This window comes from Bacillus sp. CH140a_4T, assembly GCF_008923725.1.
Classification (GTDB): Bacteria; Bacillota; Bacilli; order Bacillales; family Bacillaceae_G; genus Bacillus_A.
On record NZ_WBPF01000009.1, the window covers coordinates 14,046 to 30,690 of the forward strand.

General features: G+C 35.9%; 17 protein-coding genes and 2 tRNA genes. All 19 read left to right on the forward strand.

Translation table 11 applies throughout. The annotated features are described in order from the left end of the window. The first annotated feature begins 48 nt into the window (after positions 1-48). The gene (gene ispE / locus F8162_RS07900; protein WP_000772099.1) at positions 49-918 is read left to right on the forward strand and encodes a 4-(cytidine 5'-diphospho)-2-C-methyl-D-erythritol kinase; all 870 of its coding nucleotides are present in this window, start codon (positions 49-51) and stop codon (positions 916-918) included. 54 nt (positions 919-972) lie between these two features. Next, entirely contained in the window at positions 973-1,821 is an 849-nt protein-coding gene (gene purR, locus F8162_RS07905) for a pur operon repressor (protein WP_151631938.1), read from the forward strand. A 123-nt stretch (positions 1,822-1,944) separates the two neighbouring features. Continuing rightward, a complete protein-coding gene (locus tag F8162_RS07910; protein WP_097905083.1) occupies positions 1,945-2,319 on the forward strand; it encodes a RidA family protein in 375 nt (124 codons plus the stop codon). 152 nt (positions 2,320-2,471) lie between these two features. After that, entirely contained in the window at positions 2,472-2,765 is a 294-nt protein-coding gene (gene spoVG / locus F8162_RS07915) for a septation regulator SpoVG (RefSeq protein ID WP_000454042.1), read from the forward strand. A gap of 324 nt (positions 2,766-3,089) precedes the next feature. Then, complete coding sequence (glmU, locus tag F8162_RS07920) at positions 3,090-4,469, forward strand: bifunctional UDP-N-acetylglucosamine diphosphorylase/glucosamine-1-phosphate N-acetyltransferase GlmU (protein WP_000071045.1); 1,380 nt, start codon at positions 3,090-3,092, stop codon at positions 4,467-4,469. Positions 4,470-4,487: 18 nt separating this feature from the next. Further along, a complete protein-coding gene (locus F8162_RS07925) occupies positions 4,488-5,441 on the forward strand; it encodes a ribose-phosphate diphosphokinase (RefSeq protein ID WP_000107420.1) in 954 nt (317 codons plus the stop codon). A 72-nt stretch (positions 5,442-5,513) separates the two neighbouring features. Then, positions 5,514-6,074 (forward strand): aminoacyl-tRNA hydrolase, encoded by a 561-nt coding sequence (gene pth / locus F8162_RS07930; RefSeq protein ID WP_318826074.1) that lies wholly within the window; start codon positions 5,514-5,516, stop codon positions 6,072-6,074. Positions 6,075-6,144: 70 nt separating this feature from the next. After that, on the forward strand, positions 6,145-6,369 hold the full coding sequence (locus tag F8162_RS07935; protein ID WP_151631942.1) for an anti-sigma-F factor Fin: 225 nt from the start codon (positions 6,145-6,147) through the stop codon (positions 6,367-6,369). Positions 6,370-6,474: 105 nt separating this feature from the next. Beyond that, the gene (gene mfd, locus F8162_RS07940; protein WP_151631944.1) at positions 6,475-10,005 is read left to right on the forward strand and encodes a transcription-repair coupling factor; all 3,531 of its coding nucleotides are present in this window, start codon (positions 6,475-6,477) and stop codon (positions 10,003-10,005) included. Between the two features lie 135 nt (positions 10,006-10,140). After that, the gene (gene spoVT, locus F8162_RS07945; protein ID WP_151631946.1) at positions 10,141-10,677 is read left to right on the forward strand and encodes a stage V sporulation protein T; all 537 of its coding nucleotides are present in this window, start codon (positions 10,141-10,143) and stop codon (positions 10,675-10,677) included. A 232-nt stretch (positions 10,678-10,909) separates the two neighbouring features. After that, complete coding sequence (locus tag F8162_RS07950) at positions 10,910-12,511, forward strand: oligosaccharide flippase family protein (RefSeq protein ID WP_151631948.1); 1,602 nt, start codon at positions 10,910-10,912, stop codon at positions 12,509-12,511. A 12-nt stretch (positions 12,512-12,523) separates the two neighbouring features. Continuing rightward, positions 12,524-13,984, forward strand: coding sequence for a nucleoside triphosphate pyrophosphohydrolase (mazG, locus tag F8162_RS07955; protein ID WP_151631950.1), 1,461 nt, complete (start codon positions 12,524-12,526; stop codon positions 13,982-13,984). 14 nt (positions 13,985-13,998) lie between these two features. Further along, a complete protein-coding gene (locus tag F8162_RS07960; protein WP_001234876.1) occupies positions 13,999-14,274 on the forward strand; it encodes an RNA-binding S4 domain-containing protein in 276 nt (91 codons plus the stop codon). A 58-nt stretch (positions 14,275-14,332) separates the two neighbouring features. After that, the gene (yabP, locus tag F8162_RS07965) at positions 14,333-14,641 is read left to right on the forward strand and encodes a sporulation protein YabP (protein ID WP_001059101.1); all 309 of its coding nucleotides are present in this window, start codon (positions 14,333-14,335) and stop codon (positions 14,639-14,641) included. Beyond that, the gene (gene yabQ / locus F8162_RS07970; protein ID WP_076542792.1) at positions 14,638-15,291 is read left to right on the forward strand and encodes a spore cortex biosynthesis protein YabQ; all 654 of its coding nucleotides are present in this window, start codon (positions 14,638-14,640) and stop codon (positions 15,289-15,291) included. Before yabP ends, yabQ begins: the two co-directional genes overlap by 4 nt. Beyond that, a complete protein-coding gene (gene divIC / locus F8162_RS07975; protein WP_001208737.1) occupies positions 15,288-15,647 on the forward strand; it encodes a cell division protein DivIC in 360 nt (119 codons plus the stop codon). Before yabQ ends, divIC begins: the two co-directional genes overlap by 4 nt. 87 nt (positions 15,648-15,734) lie before the next feature. Continuing rightward, on the forward strand, positions 15,735-16,223 hold the full coding sequence (locus tag F8162_RS07980) for a S1 domain-containing RNA-binding protein (RefSeq protein WP_000021454.1): 489 nt from the start codon (positions 15,735-15,737) through the stop codon (positions 16,221-16,223). A 160-nt stretch (positions 16,224-16,383) separates the two neighbouring features. Beyond that, positions 16,384-16,457, forward strand: a tRNA-Met gene (locus F8162_RS07985). A 13-nt stretch (positions 16,458-16,470) separates the two neighbouring features. After that, positions 16,471-16,542: transfer RNA gene (locus tag F8162_RS07990), tRNA-Glu, on the forward strand. Positions 16,543-16,645 lie beyond the last annotated feature (103 nt).

A 16,645-nucleotide genomic window follows, 5' to 3' on the forward strand; every position in this document is an offset into this window, starting at 1 on the left:
TGGTAAAATAAACGATAAAAGATTGAGTACATAGAGTGGGTGAATAGATTGAAGCTACTAGTGAAAGCACCAGCAAAGATTAATCTGTCGTTAGATGTACTGGGAAAAAGACAAGACGGATATCATGAAGTGAAAATGATTATGACAACAATTGATTTAGCGGATCGTTTAGAACTAATGGAATTAGCAGAAGACCGTATTGAAATTTTATCCCATAATCGGTATGTCCCAGACGACCAAAGAAATTTAGCTTATCAAGCAGCGAGATTATTAAAAGAGAAGTTTAATGTGAAAAAAGGCGTATCTATTACTATTGAAAAAACGATTCCAGTAGCAGCTGGATTAGCAGGTGGAAGTAGTGATGCAGCAGCGACATTACGTGGCCTTAATAAATTATGGAATTTAGGGCTTACAATTGACCAGTTAGCAGAGCTTGGCGCAGAAATTGGGTCAGATGTATCGTTTTGCGTATATGGTGGGACAGCAATTGCCACTGGAAGAGGAGAGCAAATTGAGCATATAAAAACTCCGCCTTCTTGTTGGGTTATTTTAGCAAAACCGCATATTGGTGTATCTACTGCTGATGTGTATGGAAATTTAAAGTTAAATCGAGTTACACATCCAAATGTAGATAAAATGGTTGATGTCATAAATGCTGGGGACTACAAAGGGATTTGTGATACTGTTGGTAACGTTTTAGAAGATGTAACGTTTGCGATGCATCCTGAAGTTGCACGTATTAAGGCACAGATGAAGCGGTTTGGGGCGGATGCCGTATTAATGAGCGGAAGTGGCCCAACTGTATTTGGTCTTGTACATCATGATTCACGAATGCATCGTATATATAACGGATTGAAAGGATTTTGTGAACAAGTATACGCAGTACGTTTATTGGGAGAGCGAGAAACGCTTGAATAAAGACGTATAATACGGTATGATTTGTTTAGAATATTCGTGATTTGAGGTGAGAGTATGAAAATTAGACGAAGTACAAGATTAGTCGATATGACGTATTACTTGTTACAAAATCCTCGTCAGCTAGTTTCTCTCACTTTTTTTGCTGAAAGGTATCAATCAGCTAAGTCTTCCATTAGTGAAGATTTAGTTATTATTAAGCAAACGTTTGAACAACAAGGGGTCGGCACATTGCAAACGATACCAGGAGCAGCAGGAGGAGTGAAATATATACCATATATAAGTGCGGAAGAGGCAGAGCTAATTATTGGAGAGCTTTGTAGCCTATTTGAAAATCCAGGTCGTATTTTACCTGGTGGTTACTTATATATGACAGATCTTTTAAGTAATCCTCGTCATATTAATGGCGCAGGTCGTTTGTTTGCTTCTGTTTTTGCTAGGCAACCAATTGATGCGGTTATGACGGTGGCAACGAAGGGTATTCCACTTGCTTATGCAGTGGCAAATTACTTAGATGTACCGGTAGTAATTGCAAGGAAAGATAATAAGGTAACAGAAGGCCCAACTGTTAGTATTAACTATGTATCAGGTTCTTCTAAGCGAATTCAAACAATGACGTTAGCAAAGCGTAGCCTTCCAGAAGGATCAAATGTTTTAATTATTGATGACTTCATGAAAGCTGGCGGGACAATTCAAGGTATGATGAGTATGTTAGAAGAGTTTAAGGCTAATGTTGTTGGTATTGGTGTACTAGTAGAATCCACGGATATTGAAGAACGACTAATTAATAATTTTGTATCATTAATTCGTTTATCAGAAGTTGATGTGAAAGAAAAAGCGATTCAAGTGGAAAAGGGAAATTATTCACTGGCACCATTTGATGAAGGGCTTGTAGAGGCTGAGTAAAAAGGTAAAGCAGATCGCTTTATCTTTTTTTTATTCTATTTATAAATTATAAAATAGATGGACAAACTGCTTTCCGTGCACTATTTTTAAAGAGTAAAAATAAATAATAAAAGGGTGAAAAATATGAAAGTTGTTCAAACAAGCAATGCGCCACAAGCAATTGGACCCTATTCACAAGGGATTATTGTAAATAATATGTTTTACAGTTCAGGACAAATTCCGTTAACTGCAAGTGGAGAGCTTGTAGCGGGAGACGTGACAGTACAAACAGAGCAAGTATTTCAAAATTTACAAGCAGTATTAGAAGAAGCGGGTGCTTCATTTGATACAGTAGTAAAAACAACAGTATTCTTAAAAGATATGGATGATTTTAATGCTGTTAATGAAGTATACGGCTCTTATTTCTCTACTCATAAGCCAGCTCGTTCTTGTGTACAAGTAGCAAAATTACCGAAAGATGTTTCAGTTGAAATCGAAGTAATTGCCCTAGTTAAGTAATTCTTTGTAAGCGATAACCTCCACTAATCTCTATATTCAATTACATTAAAAATTTTTATCTTAAAAATTTTTAAAAAATTAAAGGGAAAATAGAAATTTTGTGGAATTTATACAAATATATCGCTTATTTAGAAAAGGGTGGTGAACACAAGATGGAAGTGACTGACGTAAGATTACGCCGCGTAAACACAGAAGGCCGCATGAGAGCAATTGCCTCTATTACTCTAGACCATGAATTTGTTGTTCATGATATTCGTGTAATTGATGGTAATAATGGATTATTTGTAGCAATGCCAAGTAAACGTACTCCAGATGGAGAATTCCGTGACATTGCACATCCAATTAATTCTAATACACGCTCTAAAATTCAAGATGCGGTTTTAACAGAGTATCATCGTTTAGGCGAGTTAGAAGAGGTTGAGTTTGAAGAAGCGGGTGCTTCGTAAAATTCGAATGAAAAGGGCTTTTTAAAGAAAGCCCTATAATTTTGCAACAAACTCCTGTAAGCATTTACAGGGGTTTGTTTTTTTTTGTGGTTTTATATATTTTACGAACGGAAAATTCAGAATTTATTAAAGTGAAGAGAAAAACTTCTAATTTTTTCAAAATCATTTTAAATAGTATAGCTTATTTCTTAAAAAAGATACTAAAGAGTAAAACATCGTATAAGAATTATGGTAAAATTTAATAGTTAAAATGTGTTTCTTGAAATATATGATGATTTAGGATAATATCGTTAATGGATAAATAGGTTGCGATGGAGGGTCTATATGTCAAACAGATTTGCAGTGATTCTAGCTGCAGGCAAAGGCACACGTATGAAGTCTAAGCTATACAAAGTGCTTCATCCTGTATGTGGAAAACCTATGGTACAACATGTTGTCGATCAAGTAACTCAATTAGGATTGCAGAAACTTGTAACAGTCGTAGGACATGGTGCTGAAATGGTACAAGAACAGCTAGGAAACGTAAGTGAGTTTGCATTACAAGCAGAACAACTTGGTACAGCACATGCTGTAGATCAAGCTGCAAGTGTACTTGCAAACGAAGAAGGAACAACTTTAGTTATTTGTGGAGATACGCCGCTAATAACTGCTGAAACGATGGAAGCATTGCTTCAGCAACATAAAGAGGCAGGGGCAATGGCAACGGTGCTAACAGCTTACATAGAAGAGCCTGCTGGATATGGTCGTATCGTTCGTAATGAGAATGGTCATGTTGAAAAGATTGTTGAGCATAAGGATGCAAATGAGAAAGAATTAGCTATTAAGGAAATCAATACAGGTACGTATTGTTTTGATAATAAAGCTTTATTCGCCTCACTTTCTAAAGTTTCAAATGATAACGTACAAGGTGAATATTACCTGCCAGATGTTATTGAGATTTTAAAAAATGAAGGTCATATCGTATCAGCTTATCAAACAGAGCACTTCGATGAAACGTTAGGTGTTAACGACAGAGTCGCTCTATCGCAAGCGGAAATTATTATGAAAAACCGTATCAACCGAAAGAACATGGTAAATGGTGTTACAATTATCGATCCAAGTAACACGTATATTTCTGCTGATGCAATTATCGGTAGTGATACAGTTCTTCATCCGGGAACAATTATTGAGGGGAATACTGTAATTGGTTCTGATTGTGAAATTGGACCGCATACAGTAATTCGCGATAGTGAAATTGGAGATCGTACGACAATTCGTCAATCTACTGTACATGATAGTAAACTTGGTACAGAAGTATCGGTTGGTCCATTTGCACATATTCGCCCAGATTCAGTTATTGGAGATGAAGTACGCGTTGGAAACTTCGTGGAAATCAAAAAAACTGTTTTTGGTAATAGAAGTAAAGCTTCACACTTAAGTTATATCGGGGATGCGCAAGTTGGAGAAGACGTGAATCTTGGTTGTGGTTCAATTACGGTGAACTATGACGGTAAGAATAAATTCAAAACTGTGATTGGTAACGGGGTATTTATTGGATGTAATTCAAACCTTGTTGCTCCTGTAACAGTTGAAGATGGTGCTTATGTGGCAGCAGGCTCTACAATTACAGAGAATGTTCCATCAAAAGCATTATCTGTAGCACGTGCACGTCAAGTTAACAAAGAAGACTATGTTGATCAATTGCTGAATAAGAAAAAATCATAATGTGGAGGGTTAATCTAGATGTCGACTCAATATCTAAATTCTAATTTGAAAGTATTCTCTTTAAACTCTAATAAGGAACTTGCTGAGCAAATTGCAAAGCACATTGGAGTAGGACTAGGAAAATGTTCTGTTGATCGTTTTAGTGATGGAGAAGTTCAAATTAACATTGAAGAAAGTATCCGTGGTTGCGATGTATTCATTATTCAATCTACAAGCTTCCCAGTAAACGAACATATCATGGAATTACTTATTATGATCGATGCATTAAAGCGTGCATCTGCAAAAACAATTAATATTGTTATTCCTTATTATGGTTATGCGCGTCAAGACCGTAAAGCGCGTTCTCGTGAACCAATTACATCGAAACTTGTAGCAAACTTGCTTGAAACAGCAGGTGCAACTCGTGTAATCACTCTAGATTTACATGCTCCACAAATTCAAGGGTTCTTTGATATCCCAATCGACCACCTAATGGGTGTACCGATTCTTTCAGATTACTTTGAAACAAAGGGTCTTAAAGATATCGTAATCGTGTCACCTGACCACGGTGGGGTAACTCGTGCTAGAAAAATGGCAGACCGTCTAAAAGCACCAATCGCTATTATTGATAAGCGTCGTCCTCGTCCGAACGTATCAGAGGTAATGAACATTATCGGTAATATTGAAGGTAAAACAGCAATTTTAATTGATGACATCATTGATACAGCTGGTACAATTACATTAGCAGCAAACGCTCTTGTTGAGAACGGTGCTTCTGAAGTATATGCTTGCTGTACACACCCAGTATTATCTGGTCCAGCAATTGAGCGTATCCAAAACTCAAATATTAAAGAGTTAGTTGTAACGAACTCTATCGTATTACCAGAAGAGAAGAAAATCGACAAAGTACATGAACTTTCAGTTGCTCCACTAATCGGAGAAGCAATCATTCGTGTATACGAAGAAGAATCTGTAAGTGTATTATTCAATTAATTGGATAGAATGAGACGTAACCAAGATTGGTTACGTCTTTTCGTATCGAAAAAAGAAAGTAGTGGTACAAGAATGAAATTGATAGTAGGACTTGGGAACCCAGGTAGAGAATATGAATTAACAAGGCATAATATTGGATTTATGGCGATTGATGAACTTGCAAAGCGTTGGAACATTTCTTTGAATGAACAAAAATTTAAAGGAGTATTTGGTGCAGGATTTGTTAATGGAGAAAAAGTAATCTTATTAAAGCCACTTACATATATGAATTTATCTGGGGAAAGTATTCGACCACTCATGGATTACTATAAAATTGATGTCGATGACTTTGTTGTTCTGTATGATGATTTAGACATCCCTGTAGGTAAATTACGCCTTCGTATGAAAGGTAGTGCTGGTGGACATAATGGTGTGAAATCAACAATTTCACATTTAGGAACACAAGAGTTTCAACGTATCCGCATGGGAATTGATCGTCCGAAAAATGGCATGAAGGTAGTAGATTATGTATTAGGACGTTTTACATCGGAAGAAATTCCTGATGTGAGTCATTCTATTGAAAAAGCAGCGGATGCATGTGAAGAATGGTTAAATAAACCTTTTCTTCAAATCATGAATACCTTCAATAGTTAAAGGTATGATTGGGAATATTTTGTCTTGTTTTTACCCATACTAGTAGTAATTGGATTTTTAGGAGGCTAGTATGGAAGGGTATTATTATTGCAGACATTGCGGGAGTAATGTAGGCTCCGTTACTGCAGAAAAAGTGTATAGCGACGTTTTACTTCAACTAACAGAGCAAGAAGTAGTAGAGATGATTCATTTTCATGAGAATGGAAATATATATATAAAAACGATTTGTGAATCGTGTCAAGAAACGCTCGCATCTTATCCTGAGTATTATGAATATGAAAAATTTCTGCAATAAAATGTTGTCGCTTTGGCATGTCCAAAGCATTTTTCTGTTTTCTTTTTCCAAAATATTTGCATAAAATATAGTGGCTTGCTCTTTATGTTGAGAGGGGTTTTGAAAATGATAGGTTTATTAGAGCAATTTTATAAAAATGAAGAGATCCAATCGGTTATTAATGGACTAGAAGATGGGTTAAAAGAACAACTTGTATCAGGTATGGCAACCTCTTCTCGTTCGTTATTAATGGCGGCCTTATATAAAAAAACAAAAAAATCACAACTTATTGTGACGCATAATTTATATCAAGCACAAAAAGTGCATGAAGATTTAGTGGCGTTACTTGGTGAAAAAGATGTGTGGTTATACCCAGTAAATGAATTGATAGCATCAGAAATTGGTGTTGCAAGCCCAGAATTGAAGGCACAACGTATTGAAGTATTGAATCGTTTAGCTGCAGGAGAGAATGGGATTATTGTAGCGCCAGTTGCAGGACTACGCAGATTTTTACCAATGAAAGAATTGTGGAAGCAAAGGCAAATCGAAATCAATCTAGGGCAAGAGATTGATTTAGATACATTCTTGCATACTTTACATCATATTGGTTATGAGCGTAAGTCGATGGTAGAAGCTCCTGGGGAATTCAGTTTGCGCGGGGGAATATTAGATATTTATCCATTAACTGAAGAGTTACCATTTCGTATTGAATTTTTCGACACAGAAGTTGATTCTATTCGATTATTTGATGTGGATGAACAGCGCTCTCAAGATAAAAAAGAAAGTGTTAGATTTGGTCCAGCAACAGAGTTTTTATTTTCACAGGAAGAATTGAAGTCGGGAATTAAGCATCTTGAGGAAGGCTTGACTAAGACGATGCAAAAACTTTCTGATGATAAATTGAAGACTACAGTGCTTGAGACGGTAAGCCATGAAATTGAGATGTTAAAAAACGGGCAAAGTATAGAACAGATGTTTAAATATTTATCTATTTTCTATAACGAACCTGCTAGTCTGATAGATTATTTACCAGAAGATGGTATTGTGGTTTTAGATGAGATTTCACGTATTCAAGAAACAGCATCAAATCTTGAAACGGAAGAGGCAGAGTGGTATATATCACTTCTTGGTGAGGGAACAATTATTCAAGATTTATCTTTCTCACACTCGTTTGAGGAATTTCTTCATCATAAAAAAAGAAGTTTTGTATATTTAACGTTATTCTTACGTCATATAGCACATACACATCCGCAAAACATTGTGAATGTGACATGTAAAACAATGCAAGATTTCCATGGGCAGATGCAGTTGTTGAAAACTGAAATTGATAGATGGAACGAAGGGCATTTTACGACTGTTGTGCTCGGCACAGATGATGAACGTGTAAAAAAACTACAACATATTTTAAGTGATTATGATATTGAGGCAGATATCGTAGAGGGCACGGATATACTATTGCCTGGAAGGTTACAAATTGCTGTAGGTGATTTACATGCAGGGTTTGAAATGCCGATGCAAAAGCTTGTTGTAATTACTGAAAAAGAGCTTTTTCATAAGAAAGTTAAAAAATCACAACGTAAGCAAAAGTTATCTAATGCTGAACGCATTAAAAGTTATTCGGAATTAAAAGTTGGAGATTATGTAGTTCATGTAAATCATGGTATAGGTAAATTCTTAGGTATCGAGACACTAGAGATTAATGGTGTTCATAAAGATTACTTGAATATTAAATATCAAGGCAATGATAAGTTATACGTTCCAATTGAACAAATTGACCAAGTGCAGAAATATGTAGGATCTGAAGGTAAGGATCCAAAAGTTTATAAATTGGGCGGAAATGATTGGAAAAAGGTTAAGACGAAAGTTGAAAAATCTGTACAAGACATTGCGGATGACCTAATTAAACTATATGCTGAGCGCGAAGCCTCAAAGGGTTATGCATATACACCAGATACGGCAGAACAACAAGAATTTGAATCTTCTTTCCCATATCAAGAGACAGAGGATCAATTACGTTCTATTGAAGAGATTAAGAAAGATATGGAACGTGGACGTCCGATGGATAGACTTCTTTGTGGTGACGTAGGGTACGGAAAGACTGAAGTAGCTATTCGTGCGGCATTTAAAGCAATTATGGATGAAAAACAGGTTGCGATTTTAGTGCCGACAACAATTCTTGCACAACAACACTATGAAACAATTCGAGAGCGTTTTCAAGATTATCCAATCAACATAGGATTATTAAGTAGATTCCGTACGAGAAAACAGCAAAATGAAACAATTAAAGGCTTAAAGGATGGCACGGTAGATATCGTCATCGGAACGCATCGTATTTTATCTAAAGATGTTACTTATAAAGATTTAGGTCTTCTTATTATTGATGAAGAACAAAGATTTGGTGTAACGCATAAAGAAAAAATTAAACAATTAAAAGCAAATGTTGATGTATTAACATTAACGGCAACTCCGATTCCGCGTACACTTCATATGTCTATGCTGGGTGTGCGTGACTTATCTGTTATTGAGACACCACCAGAAAATCGTTTCCCGGTCCAAACGTATGTAGTAGAGTATAATCCAGCGTTAATGCGAGAAGCGATAGAACGAGAGCTTGCGAGAGGTGGGCAAATTTACTTCTTATATAATCGGGTGGAGGATATCGAAAGAAAAGCAGATGAAATTTCGATGTTAGTTCCAGACGCACGTGTAACGTATGCACATGGGAAAATGAACGAAGGTGAATTAGAATCTGTTATGCTATCGTTTTTAGAAGGGCAGCATGATGTTCTTGTAAGTACAACAATTATTGAGACGGGTGTAGATATTCCGAATGTAAATACGTTAATTGTATTTGATGCAGATCGTATGGGATTATCGCAGCTGTACCAGCTTCGTGGTCGTGTTGGACGTTCTAATCGTGTGGCATATGCATACTTTGCATACAAACGAGATAAAGTGTTATCAGAAGTTGCAGAGAAGCGTCTGCAAGCCATTAAAGAGTTCACAGAGCTTGGATCAGGTTTCAAAATTGCGATGAGAGACTTATCCATTCGTGGTGCAGGTAACCTGTTAGGAGCCGAACAGCATGGGTTTATTGATTCTGTCGGATTTGATCTATATTCTCAAATGTTAAAAGATGCAATTGAACAGCGTAGAGGAACAGATGGGGTTGAAAATACAGTTAATGTTGAAATTGATTTAGAAGTAGATGCATATTTACCAGATGCTTATATTTCAGATAGTAAACAAAAAATTATGATGTATAAACAGTTTAGAGGTGTTTCTGCAATTGAGGATATTGAAGAGTTGCAGGAAGAGATGATAGATAGATTTGGTGATTACCCGCAAGAAGTTGGTTACTTATTGCAAATTGCAAATATTAAAGTATTGGCAATGAAAGAACAAATTGAGTTAATTAAGCAAAATAAATTTGAAGTAACAATTCTGTTTTCAGAACAAGCAAGTCAAAATATTGATGGCGGAAAATTATTCATGCTTGGAAATAGTTTTGGACGTATGATCGGTCTAGGAATGGAAGGGTCACAATTGAAAATCGTTATGAAAACAAATGGTTTAGAGACATCGAAGTGGTTAACAATTGCTGAAAATTTATTAAAAGGCCTACCAGATGTAAAAAAAGAAGTCATAAATGCCTAATATAAGATAAAAAATACAATTCGGCGTGCATAGAAGAACTAATGTGTAAAATACTATGTCTAACAGTTGGTGATTTTTACATGAACAGGTAAATTCACCACTTTGATCATCAGTAGAAAGTGAGGCAGCATTAGAATGAAAGCAACTGGAATCGTACGTCGAATTGATGATTTAGGTAGGGTAGTAATCCCGAAGGAAATTCGTAGAACTTTACGTATTCGGGAAGGAGACCCACTAGAAATATTTGTTGATCGCGATGGAGAAGTAATTTTGAAGAAATATTCTCCAATTAGTGAACTAGGTGATTTTGCAAAAGAATATACGGAAGCTTTATACGATAGCTTAGGACATAATGTGCTTGTATGCGATCGTGATTCTATTATCGCAGTAGCGGGCGTATCTAAAAAAGAATACTTAAATAAAAGCGTTGGCGATTTAATTGAGAAGACAATGGAAGAGCGTAAGTCTGTAATTATGACAGATGAAAGCGAAATTTCAATTATTGATGGCGTAACAGAAAAAGTTAGTTCTTATACAATTGGCCCGATTGTTGCGAATGGGGATCCAATTGGAGCTGTTATTATCTTCTCTAAAGAGGCTATTATAAGTGAAGTAGAGCATAAGTCAGTAAATACAGCTGCAAGCTTTTTAGCGAAACAAATGGAGCAGTAAGGCCATATTGAATTTTAGAAGTAGCAATCTTTCCTAATTATGATATTTCTTCTTGAGAAATCAAATATTTGGAGATATATGTATATTGAATGAAGGTAGCGCTTTGCTACCTTTTTTCGTTGAACATTTCTAGCGTTGCACGAACGTATTAGTACTCGTGTAGGCAAGGAAGCTTGTCCTTTTCTTTATGATATAATACGAGGGGTGAGAATAGAAAAAGGAGTTTTCTTGTATGGAATCGAAGAAGTATCAAGCCTTTTGGCGTGGGGCTATTATATTAACAATCGCAAGTTTTGTTACAAAGGTATTAAGCGCTTTTTACCGTATTCCATATCAAAATATAGCGGGTGATATTGGTTTTTATATTTACCAACAAATTTATCCGTTTTATGGATTTTGTTTAATTTTAGCTACTTATGGGTTCCCCATTATAATTTCAAAAATGGTTGCGGAACGATTAGAGCGAGGGAAACAACAAGAAGCAGAAGAAATTATTTGTGTATCTTTTTGGTTTTTATTGGGGATTGGTTTCATAGGCTTTTTTACATTGTTTTTTGGTGCCGAAGCAATTGCAATAGCCATGGGCGATATACACTTAGATAAGTTATTACGTGTTATTTCATTTTCATTCATATTGATGCCGTTTTTATCTGTAGCAAGAGGATATTTTCAGGGGTTCAATAATATGATGCCAACAGCTGTTTCGCAAGTGATAGAACAAACGATTCGTGTTTCTATTATTGTATTTTTATCTCTATTTCTAATTGCTCGCGGATTTGATTTATATACCGTCGGTGCAGGTGCTATGTTAGGTTCGATCGCAGGCGGACTGATTGGGATTATCGTACTTGTACTTTATATGCGTCATGACTTTCGTTCTATATTTTTCAAGAGTGTAAAGAGAATTAAGGGGAAGAAGAGGGTCGTTAAAATTCTGTTTTGGCAAGGATTGGCGATTTGTATTAGTAACTTAGTACTTATTTTTATACAAATGGCTGATTCTATTTCCTTCTATTCCTTACTTATTGGGGCAGGAGAGCAAGCTGAAAGTGCAAAGGTATTAAAAGGTGTTTACGATAGAAGTATCCCGCTTATGCAATTAGGTACTGTCGTGACAACTTCTTTCTCGTTGTCGCTTATTCCAATTATTACAGCGGCGAAGGAAAGAGGAGATCTTACCTTTATTCAAGAAAAGGTAAAGTTAGCAATGAAAATAACATTTGTTATTGGATTTGCAGCGGCGATTGGGTTATCTTGTATTATTCAGCCTACGAATATTATGTTGTTTGAAAATAGCGATGGGTCAGATGTTTTATCCATTTTATCTTTATCTATTTTATTTAGTTCATTGTCAATTACAACTGCTTCTATTTTGCAAGGGTTAGGACAAACATTAAAACCAGCAATATTCGTTATATTTGGGGGTTGTTTAAAGTTAGCTTTAAATTATACATTAATGCCGTATTTTGGTGTGAAAGGAGCTGCAATTGCAACACTAGTTGCATTAATTGTAATTTCTGTGCTAAATAGTGCATTACTTATGCAAGCTGTATCCGAATCGCTTATTGATAAGCGTAATATGTTAGGTGTAGTTATTAGTGGTATCGGTATGGGGTTTGTATTAATAATGTTTATACGTGTGATGCAAATGTCTGGATTAGTAATTGATACAAGGCATAGAGGAATTGCAACACTGGAGGCATTGTTAGGTGTAGTTATCGGTGGATTAACATATGTGTTTTTAATTTTAAAATTACGTGTATTTACAAAAGAGGAAATAGGAACCGTTATGAAAAAAGAGAAAAAAGAAGGTTCATTGAAGAAGAGTGGATAGAGGTGGCAGGTTGTGAGTGGAATCATTACTATTTTAGGATTAGGTGCTGGTGAGTTAGATCAGTTAACGATGGGTGTATATCGAAAAATAAAAGAAGCAGATCACATGTTTGTTAGAACGAAGGAACATCCCGTTATAGAAGAGTTGGAGAAAGAAGGTATACACTATACAGCCTTTGACAGTGTATATGAAGCACATGATACATTTGAAATTGTATATGAAACAATTGCGAATACATTGTTAGAACAAGCTGAAGGCACAGAAATCATCTATGCCGTACCAGGGCATCCGCTTGTAGCGGAAAGAACGGTTCAGCTACTGTTGGAAAAAGGTGAAATAGCGAATGTTGAGGTGCGAATTGAAGGTGGACAAAGTTTCCTTGATCCTATGTTTGCAAGTTTAAAGATTGATCCGATTGAAGGATTCCAATTAATTGACGCCACATCATTTGAAAGAGGACAATTAGAATTACGTCAACATTTAATCTTTTGCCAAGTATATGACGCATTCGTTGCATCTGATGTGAAATTAACATTAATGGAGATGCTACCAGACGATTATGAAGTGTATATCGTAACAGCTGCAGGGACTTCATTTGAACAAGTTAAAAAGGTGCCGTTGTACATGTTAGATCATGAAACAGAGTTGAATAATTTAACGAGTGTATATGTACCACCAGTGAAAGAACGTGCGTCCTTGTATCAACAGTTTGATGTGCTTAGAGAAGTTATTGCAGAACTTCGTGGACCGAATGGTTGTCCGTGGGATAAAAAGCAAACACATCAATCTTTAAAGAAGTATTTAATCGAGGAAGCTTATGAAGTGTTGGAAGCAATTGATGAAGAGGATGATGATCACTTAGTAGAAGAACTAGGTGATATATTATTACAAGTTATGTTGCATGCCCAAATCGGAGAGGACGAAGGTTGGTTCTCTATAGATGATATTATTCGAACTTTATCTGAGAAAATGGTTCGCCGCCATCCGCATGTATTTGGGAATACAGATGTAAATAATGCCGATGAAGTAATTGCCAATTGGGAAGAAATTAAAAAACAAGAAAAAGGATTCGTGAAAGAATCTGTTTTAAATGGTGTTCCAAAAAGTTTGCCACAGTTACTACGCGCCTATGAAATCCAGAAAAAAGCTGGCAAAGTTGGTTTCGATTGGGTTGATGTACAACCGATGATAGAGAAAGCCTTAGAAGAATGGCAAGAGTTCCAACAAGAAGTTACAAATATGGATGAGGCGAAGATGTTAGGTGAATTTGGCGATTTACTATTTGCATTTGTGAATATAGCTCGTCATTATAAAATAGATCCCGAAGAGGCGTTACGTTCAACGAATGAAAAATTCGTCGGTCGTTTCTTATACATGGAAGCAAAGGTAGCTGAAATGAATAAAGAGATGCAAGATTTATCATTAGAGCAGTTAGATGTTTTATGGGAAGAGGCAAAACAAACAGAGCGTTAATAGGGGGATTTGATATGCGTCTAGATAAGTTTTTAAAAGTATCACGTTTAATTAAAAGAAGAACATTAGCGAAAGAAGTAGCTGATCAAGGAAGAATATCAATTAATGGTCAAGTGGCAAAAGCGAGTTCAGATGTAAAAGTAGCTGATGAATTAACAATTCGTTTTGGTCAAAAAATAGTAACTGTAAAAATAAACGAATTGAAAGAAACGACTAAAAAAGAAGATGCAGCAAATATGTATAGTTTAGTTCGCGAAGAAAAAGTAAAGGCTGAAGAAGGCTTGTTCTAAAATCAATTATCCCTTCATACATTACTATTAGCTAGTATAAATCTATGGGGGGATTTACGTGAATAATGGTTACTCACCTATGTCTTCTAATCAACAAAATGTTTCGGTAGAGCATGATATTATTATGCGTGGCAGGCGTGTGATTGATATTACTGGTGTAAAGCAGGTAGAGAGTTTTGATAGCGAGGAGTTTTTACTTGAGACCGTAATGGGCTTTTTAACAATTCGTGGTCAAAATTTGCAAATGAAAAATTTAGATGTAGAAAAAGGTGTTGTATCGATTAAAGGGAAAGTTCATGAGATGCTGTATATTGATGAGAATCAAGGGGAGAAAACTAAAGGTTTCTTTAGTAAGTTGTTTAAATGAGTCTAACAATTCAGTTGTATACGATGCTCTCAATGATTGGAATGGGTGCTTGGATTGGGGCATCTTTAGATACATACCAACGATTTTTAAATCGTCAGGAACGTAAACGTTGGCTTGTATTTATACATGATATACTATTTTGGATTGTCCAAGCATTATTCGTTTTTTACGTATTGCTTCTTGTAAATGAAGCCGAACTACGTATATATGTATTTTTGGCATTATTATGTGGTTTTGCGGCGTATCAAAGCTTATTGAAAGCACTATACATGAAACTGTTAAATTTTCTCATCTATATTTTTATGCAAACAACACATTTTTTTGTTCAAATTATAAAGCTACTCATGATAAAACCTGTTATTATTATAGCGCAGCTATTTATTGCATTTATATTATTCTTATTTCGTATACTGCTTTCAATTGGACATGTGTTATGGAAAATGGTGATTTGGATATTACTTTTCATATGGAAAGTTTTTTTCTGGCCTGTTCGATTTATTGCTTCGCTCATATGGAAACTTCTCCCTAATCGTGTTAAACTTTTTATAATGAAACATGTAGGGTTCCTGCAATATATAGCAAAATTGAAGGGACACATCTTCCAATTATGGGAGCGTATAAAAAAGAAGTTAGGGGGACCTCGGAAATGAGGGAACTGAGACAAAGAACAATCGAAAAACAGAGTCCAAATCCTGTTAAAGAGCATATAATACAAACGGATGAGAACAGGAAGCGACTTTATCGCCGTTTAGCGGTTTTTCTTGTCTTTGCTTTTACAATTATTGCGAGTATTAGTGTAACGTTTTATCAACAAAACAGTTCCATTAGAGCAAAAGAAGCAAAAGTTAAGGACATGAAAAAAGAACTGGATTCATTAACGAATAAAGAAAAGAGTCTAAAAGACGAAGTTCAAAAGTTAAATGATGAAGAGTACGTATTAAAGATTGCTAGAAGGGATTATTTCTTCTCTGGAAAAGGGGAGATAATTTTTCCTGTTTCTAAGTAGAGTATGTCTTATTGACACTATATTTTAGGATTATATATAATAAAGTAAAATTTGACTTTTTAACCACTAAGGAGGAGCATTTTTTTTATGTCAATCGAGGTAGGCAGCAAGTTACAGGGTAAAGTAACAGGTATTACAAATTTTGGGGCTTTTGTGGAGCTGCCAGAAGGCTTAACGGGTCTTGTTCATATTAGTGAAGTTGCTGATAATTATGTGAAAGATATTAACGATCACTTAAAAGTGGGCGACCAAGTAGAAGTAAAAGTTATTAACGTTGAAAAAGATGGTAAGATCGGTTTATCTATTAAAAAAGCGAAAGAGCGTGAAAAAACAGAAGGAGATCGTCCACGTGGTGAATACCAACGCGGTGGCGGTGGCGATCAACAACGTTCTGGACGTCCACAACGTAATCGTTCTTTCAACAGAGATAACCGTGGCGGCGGTAACGAACGAGCTCCAAAAGAAACATTCGAGCAAAAGATGGCACGTTTCTTAAAGGATAGCGAAGATCGTTTAACTTCTTTAAAGCGTAACACAGAATCTAAACGTGGTGGCCGTGGCGCACGTCGCGGATAATAAGAACTTTTAATTCTTAGCATATAGAGAGGTACCCAGGGCGATTGCTCGGGGTGCTTTTTTATATGTGAAAATATATTTTTAAAAAAGTTTTCAAGATGTGTTGACTTTAAATTATATCTGAGGTAAGATACTAATTGTCCGTTAAATAAGACGACATGGCGGTGTAGCTCAGCTGGCTAGAGCGTACGGTTCATACCCGTGAGGTCGGGGGTTCGATCCCCTCCGCCGCTATATTTAATTTAACGGCCCGTTGGTCAAGTGGTTAAGACACCGCCCTTTCACGGCGGTAACACGGGTTCGAATCCCGTACGGGTCATCCTAAAAAGATCATGCAAATTTGCATGATCTTTTTTTGTTAAATAAATTAAGACATACAACACTTCTACAAAATCACCCTATATTTTCTGAATGTTCAATTA

Excerpts from the sequence above, each read along its gene's own strand:
- purR (WP_151631938.1), top strand. The coding sequence starts at position 973 with ATGAAAATTAGACGAAGTACAAGATTAGTCGATATGACGTATTACTTG.
- F8162_RS07910 (WP_097905083.1), top strand. The coding sequence starts at position 1,945 with ATGAAAGTTGTTCAAACAAGCAATGCGCCACAAGCAATTGGACCCTAT.
- spoVG (WP_000454042.1), top strand. The coding sequence starts at position 2,472 with ATGGAAGTGACTGACGTAAGATTACGCCGCGTAAACACAGAAGGCCGC.
- glmU (WP_000071045.1), top strand. The coding sequence starts at position 3,090 with ATGTCAAACAGATTTGCAGTGATTCTAGCTGCAGGCAAAGGCACACGT.
- F8162_RS07925 (WP_000107420.1), top strand. The coding sequence starts at position 4,488 with ATGTCGACTCAATATCTAAATTCTAATTTGAAAGTATTCTCTTTAAAC.
- pth (WP_318826074.1), top strand. The coding sequence starts at position 5,514 with ATGAAATTGATAGTAGGACTTGGGAACCCAGGTAGAGAATATGAATTA.
- F8162_RS07935 (WP_151631942.1), top strand. The coding sequence starts at position 6,145 with ATGGAAGGGTATTATTATTGCAGACATTGCGGGAGTAATGTAGGCTCC.
- mfd (WP_151631944.1), top strand. The coding sequence starts at position 6,475 with ATGATAGGTTTATTAGAGCAATTTTATAAAAATGAAGAGATCCAATCG.
- spoVT (WP_151631946.1), top strand. The coding sequence starts at position 10,141 with ATGAAAGCAACTGGAATCGTACGTCGAATTGATGATTTAGGTAGGGTA.
- F8162_RS07950 (WP_151631948.1), top strand. The coding sequence starts at position 10,910 with ATGGAATCGAAGAAGTATCAAGCCTTTTGGCGTGGGGCTATTATATTA.
- F8162_RS07960 (WP_001234876.1), top strand. The coding sequence starts at position 13,999 with ATGCGTCTAGATAAGTTTTTAAAAGTATCACGTTTAATTAAAAGAAGA.
- yabQ (WP_076542792.1), top strand. The coding sequence starts at position 14,638 with ATGAGTCTAACAATTCAGTTGTATACGATGCTCTCAATGATTGGAATG.
- divIC (WP_001208737.1), top strand. The coding sequence starts at position 15,288 with ATGAGGGAACTGAGACAAAGAACAATCGAAAAACAGAGTCCAAATCCT.
- F8162_RS07980 (WP_000021454.1), top strand. The coding sequence starts at position 15,735 with ATGTCAATCGAGGTAGGCAGCAAGTTACAGGGTAAAGTAACAGGTATT.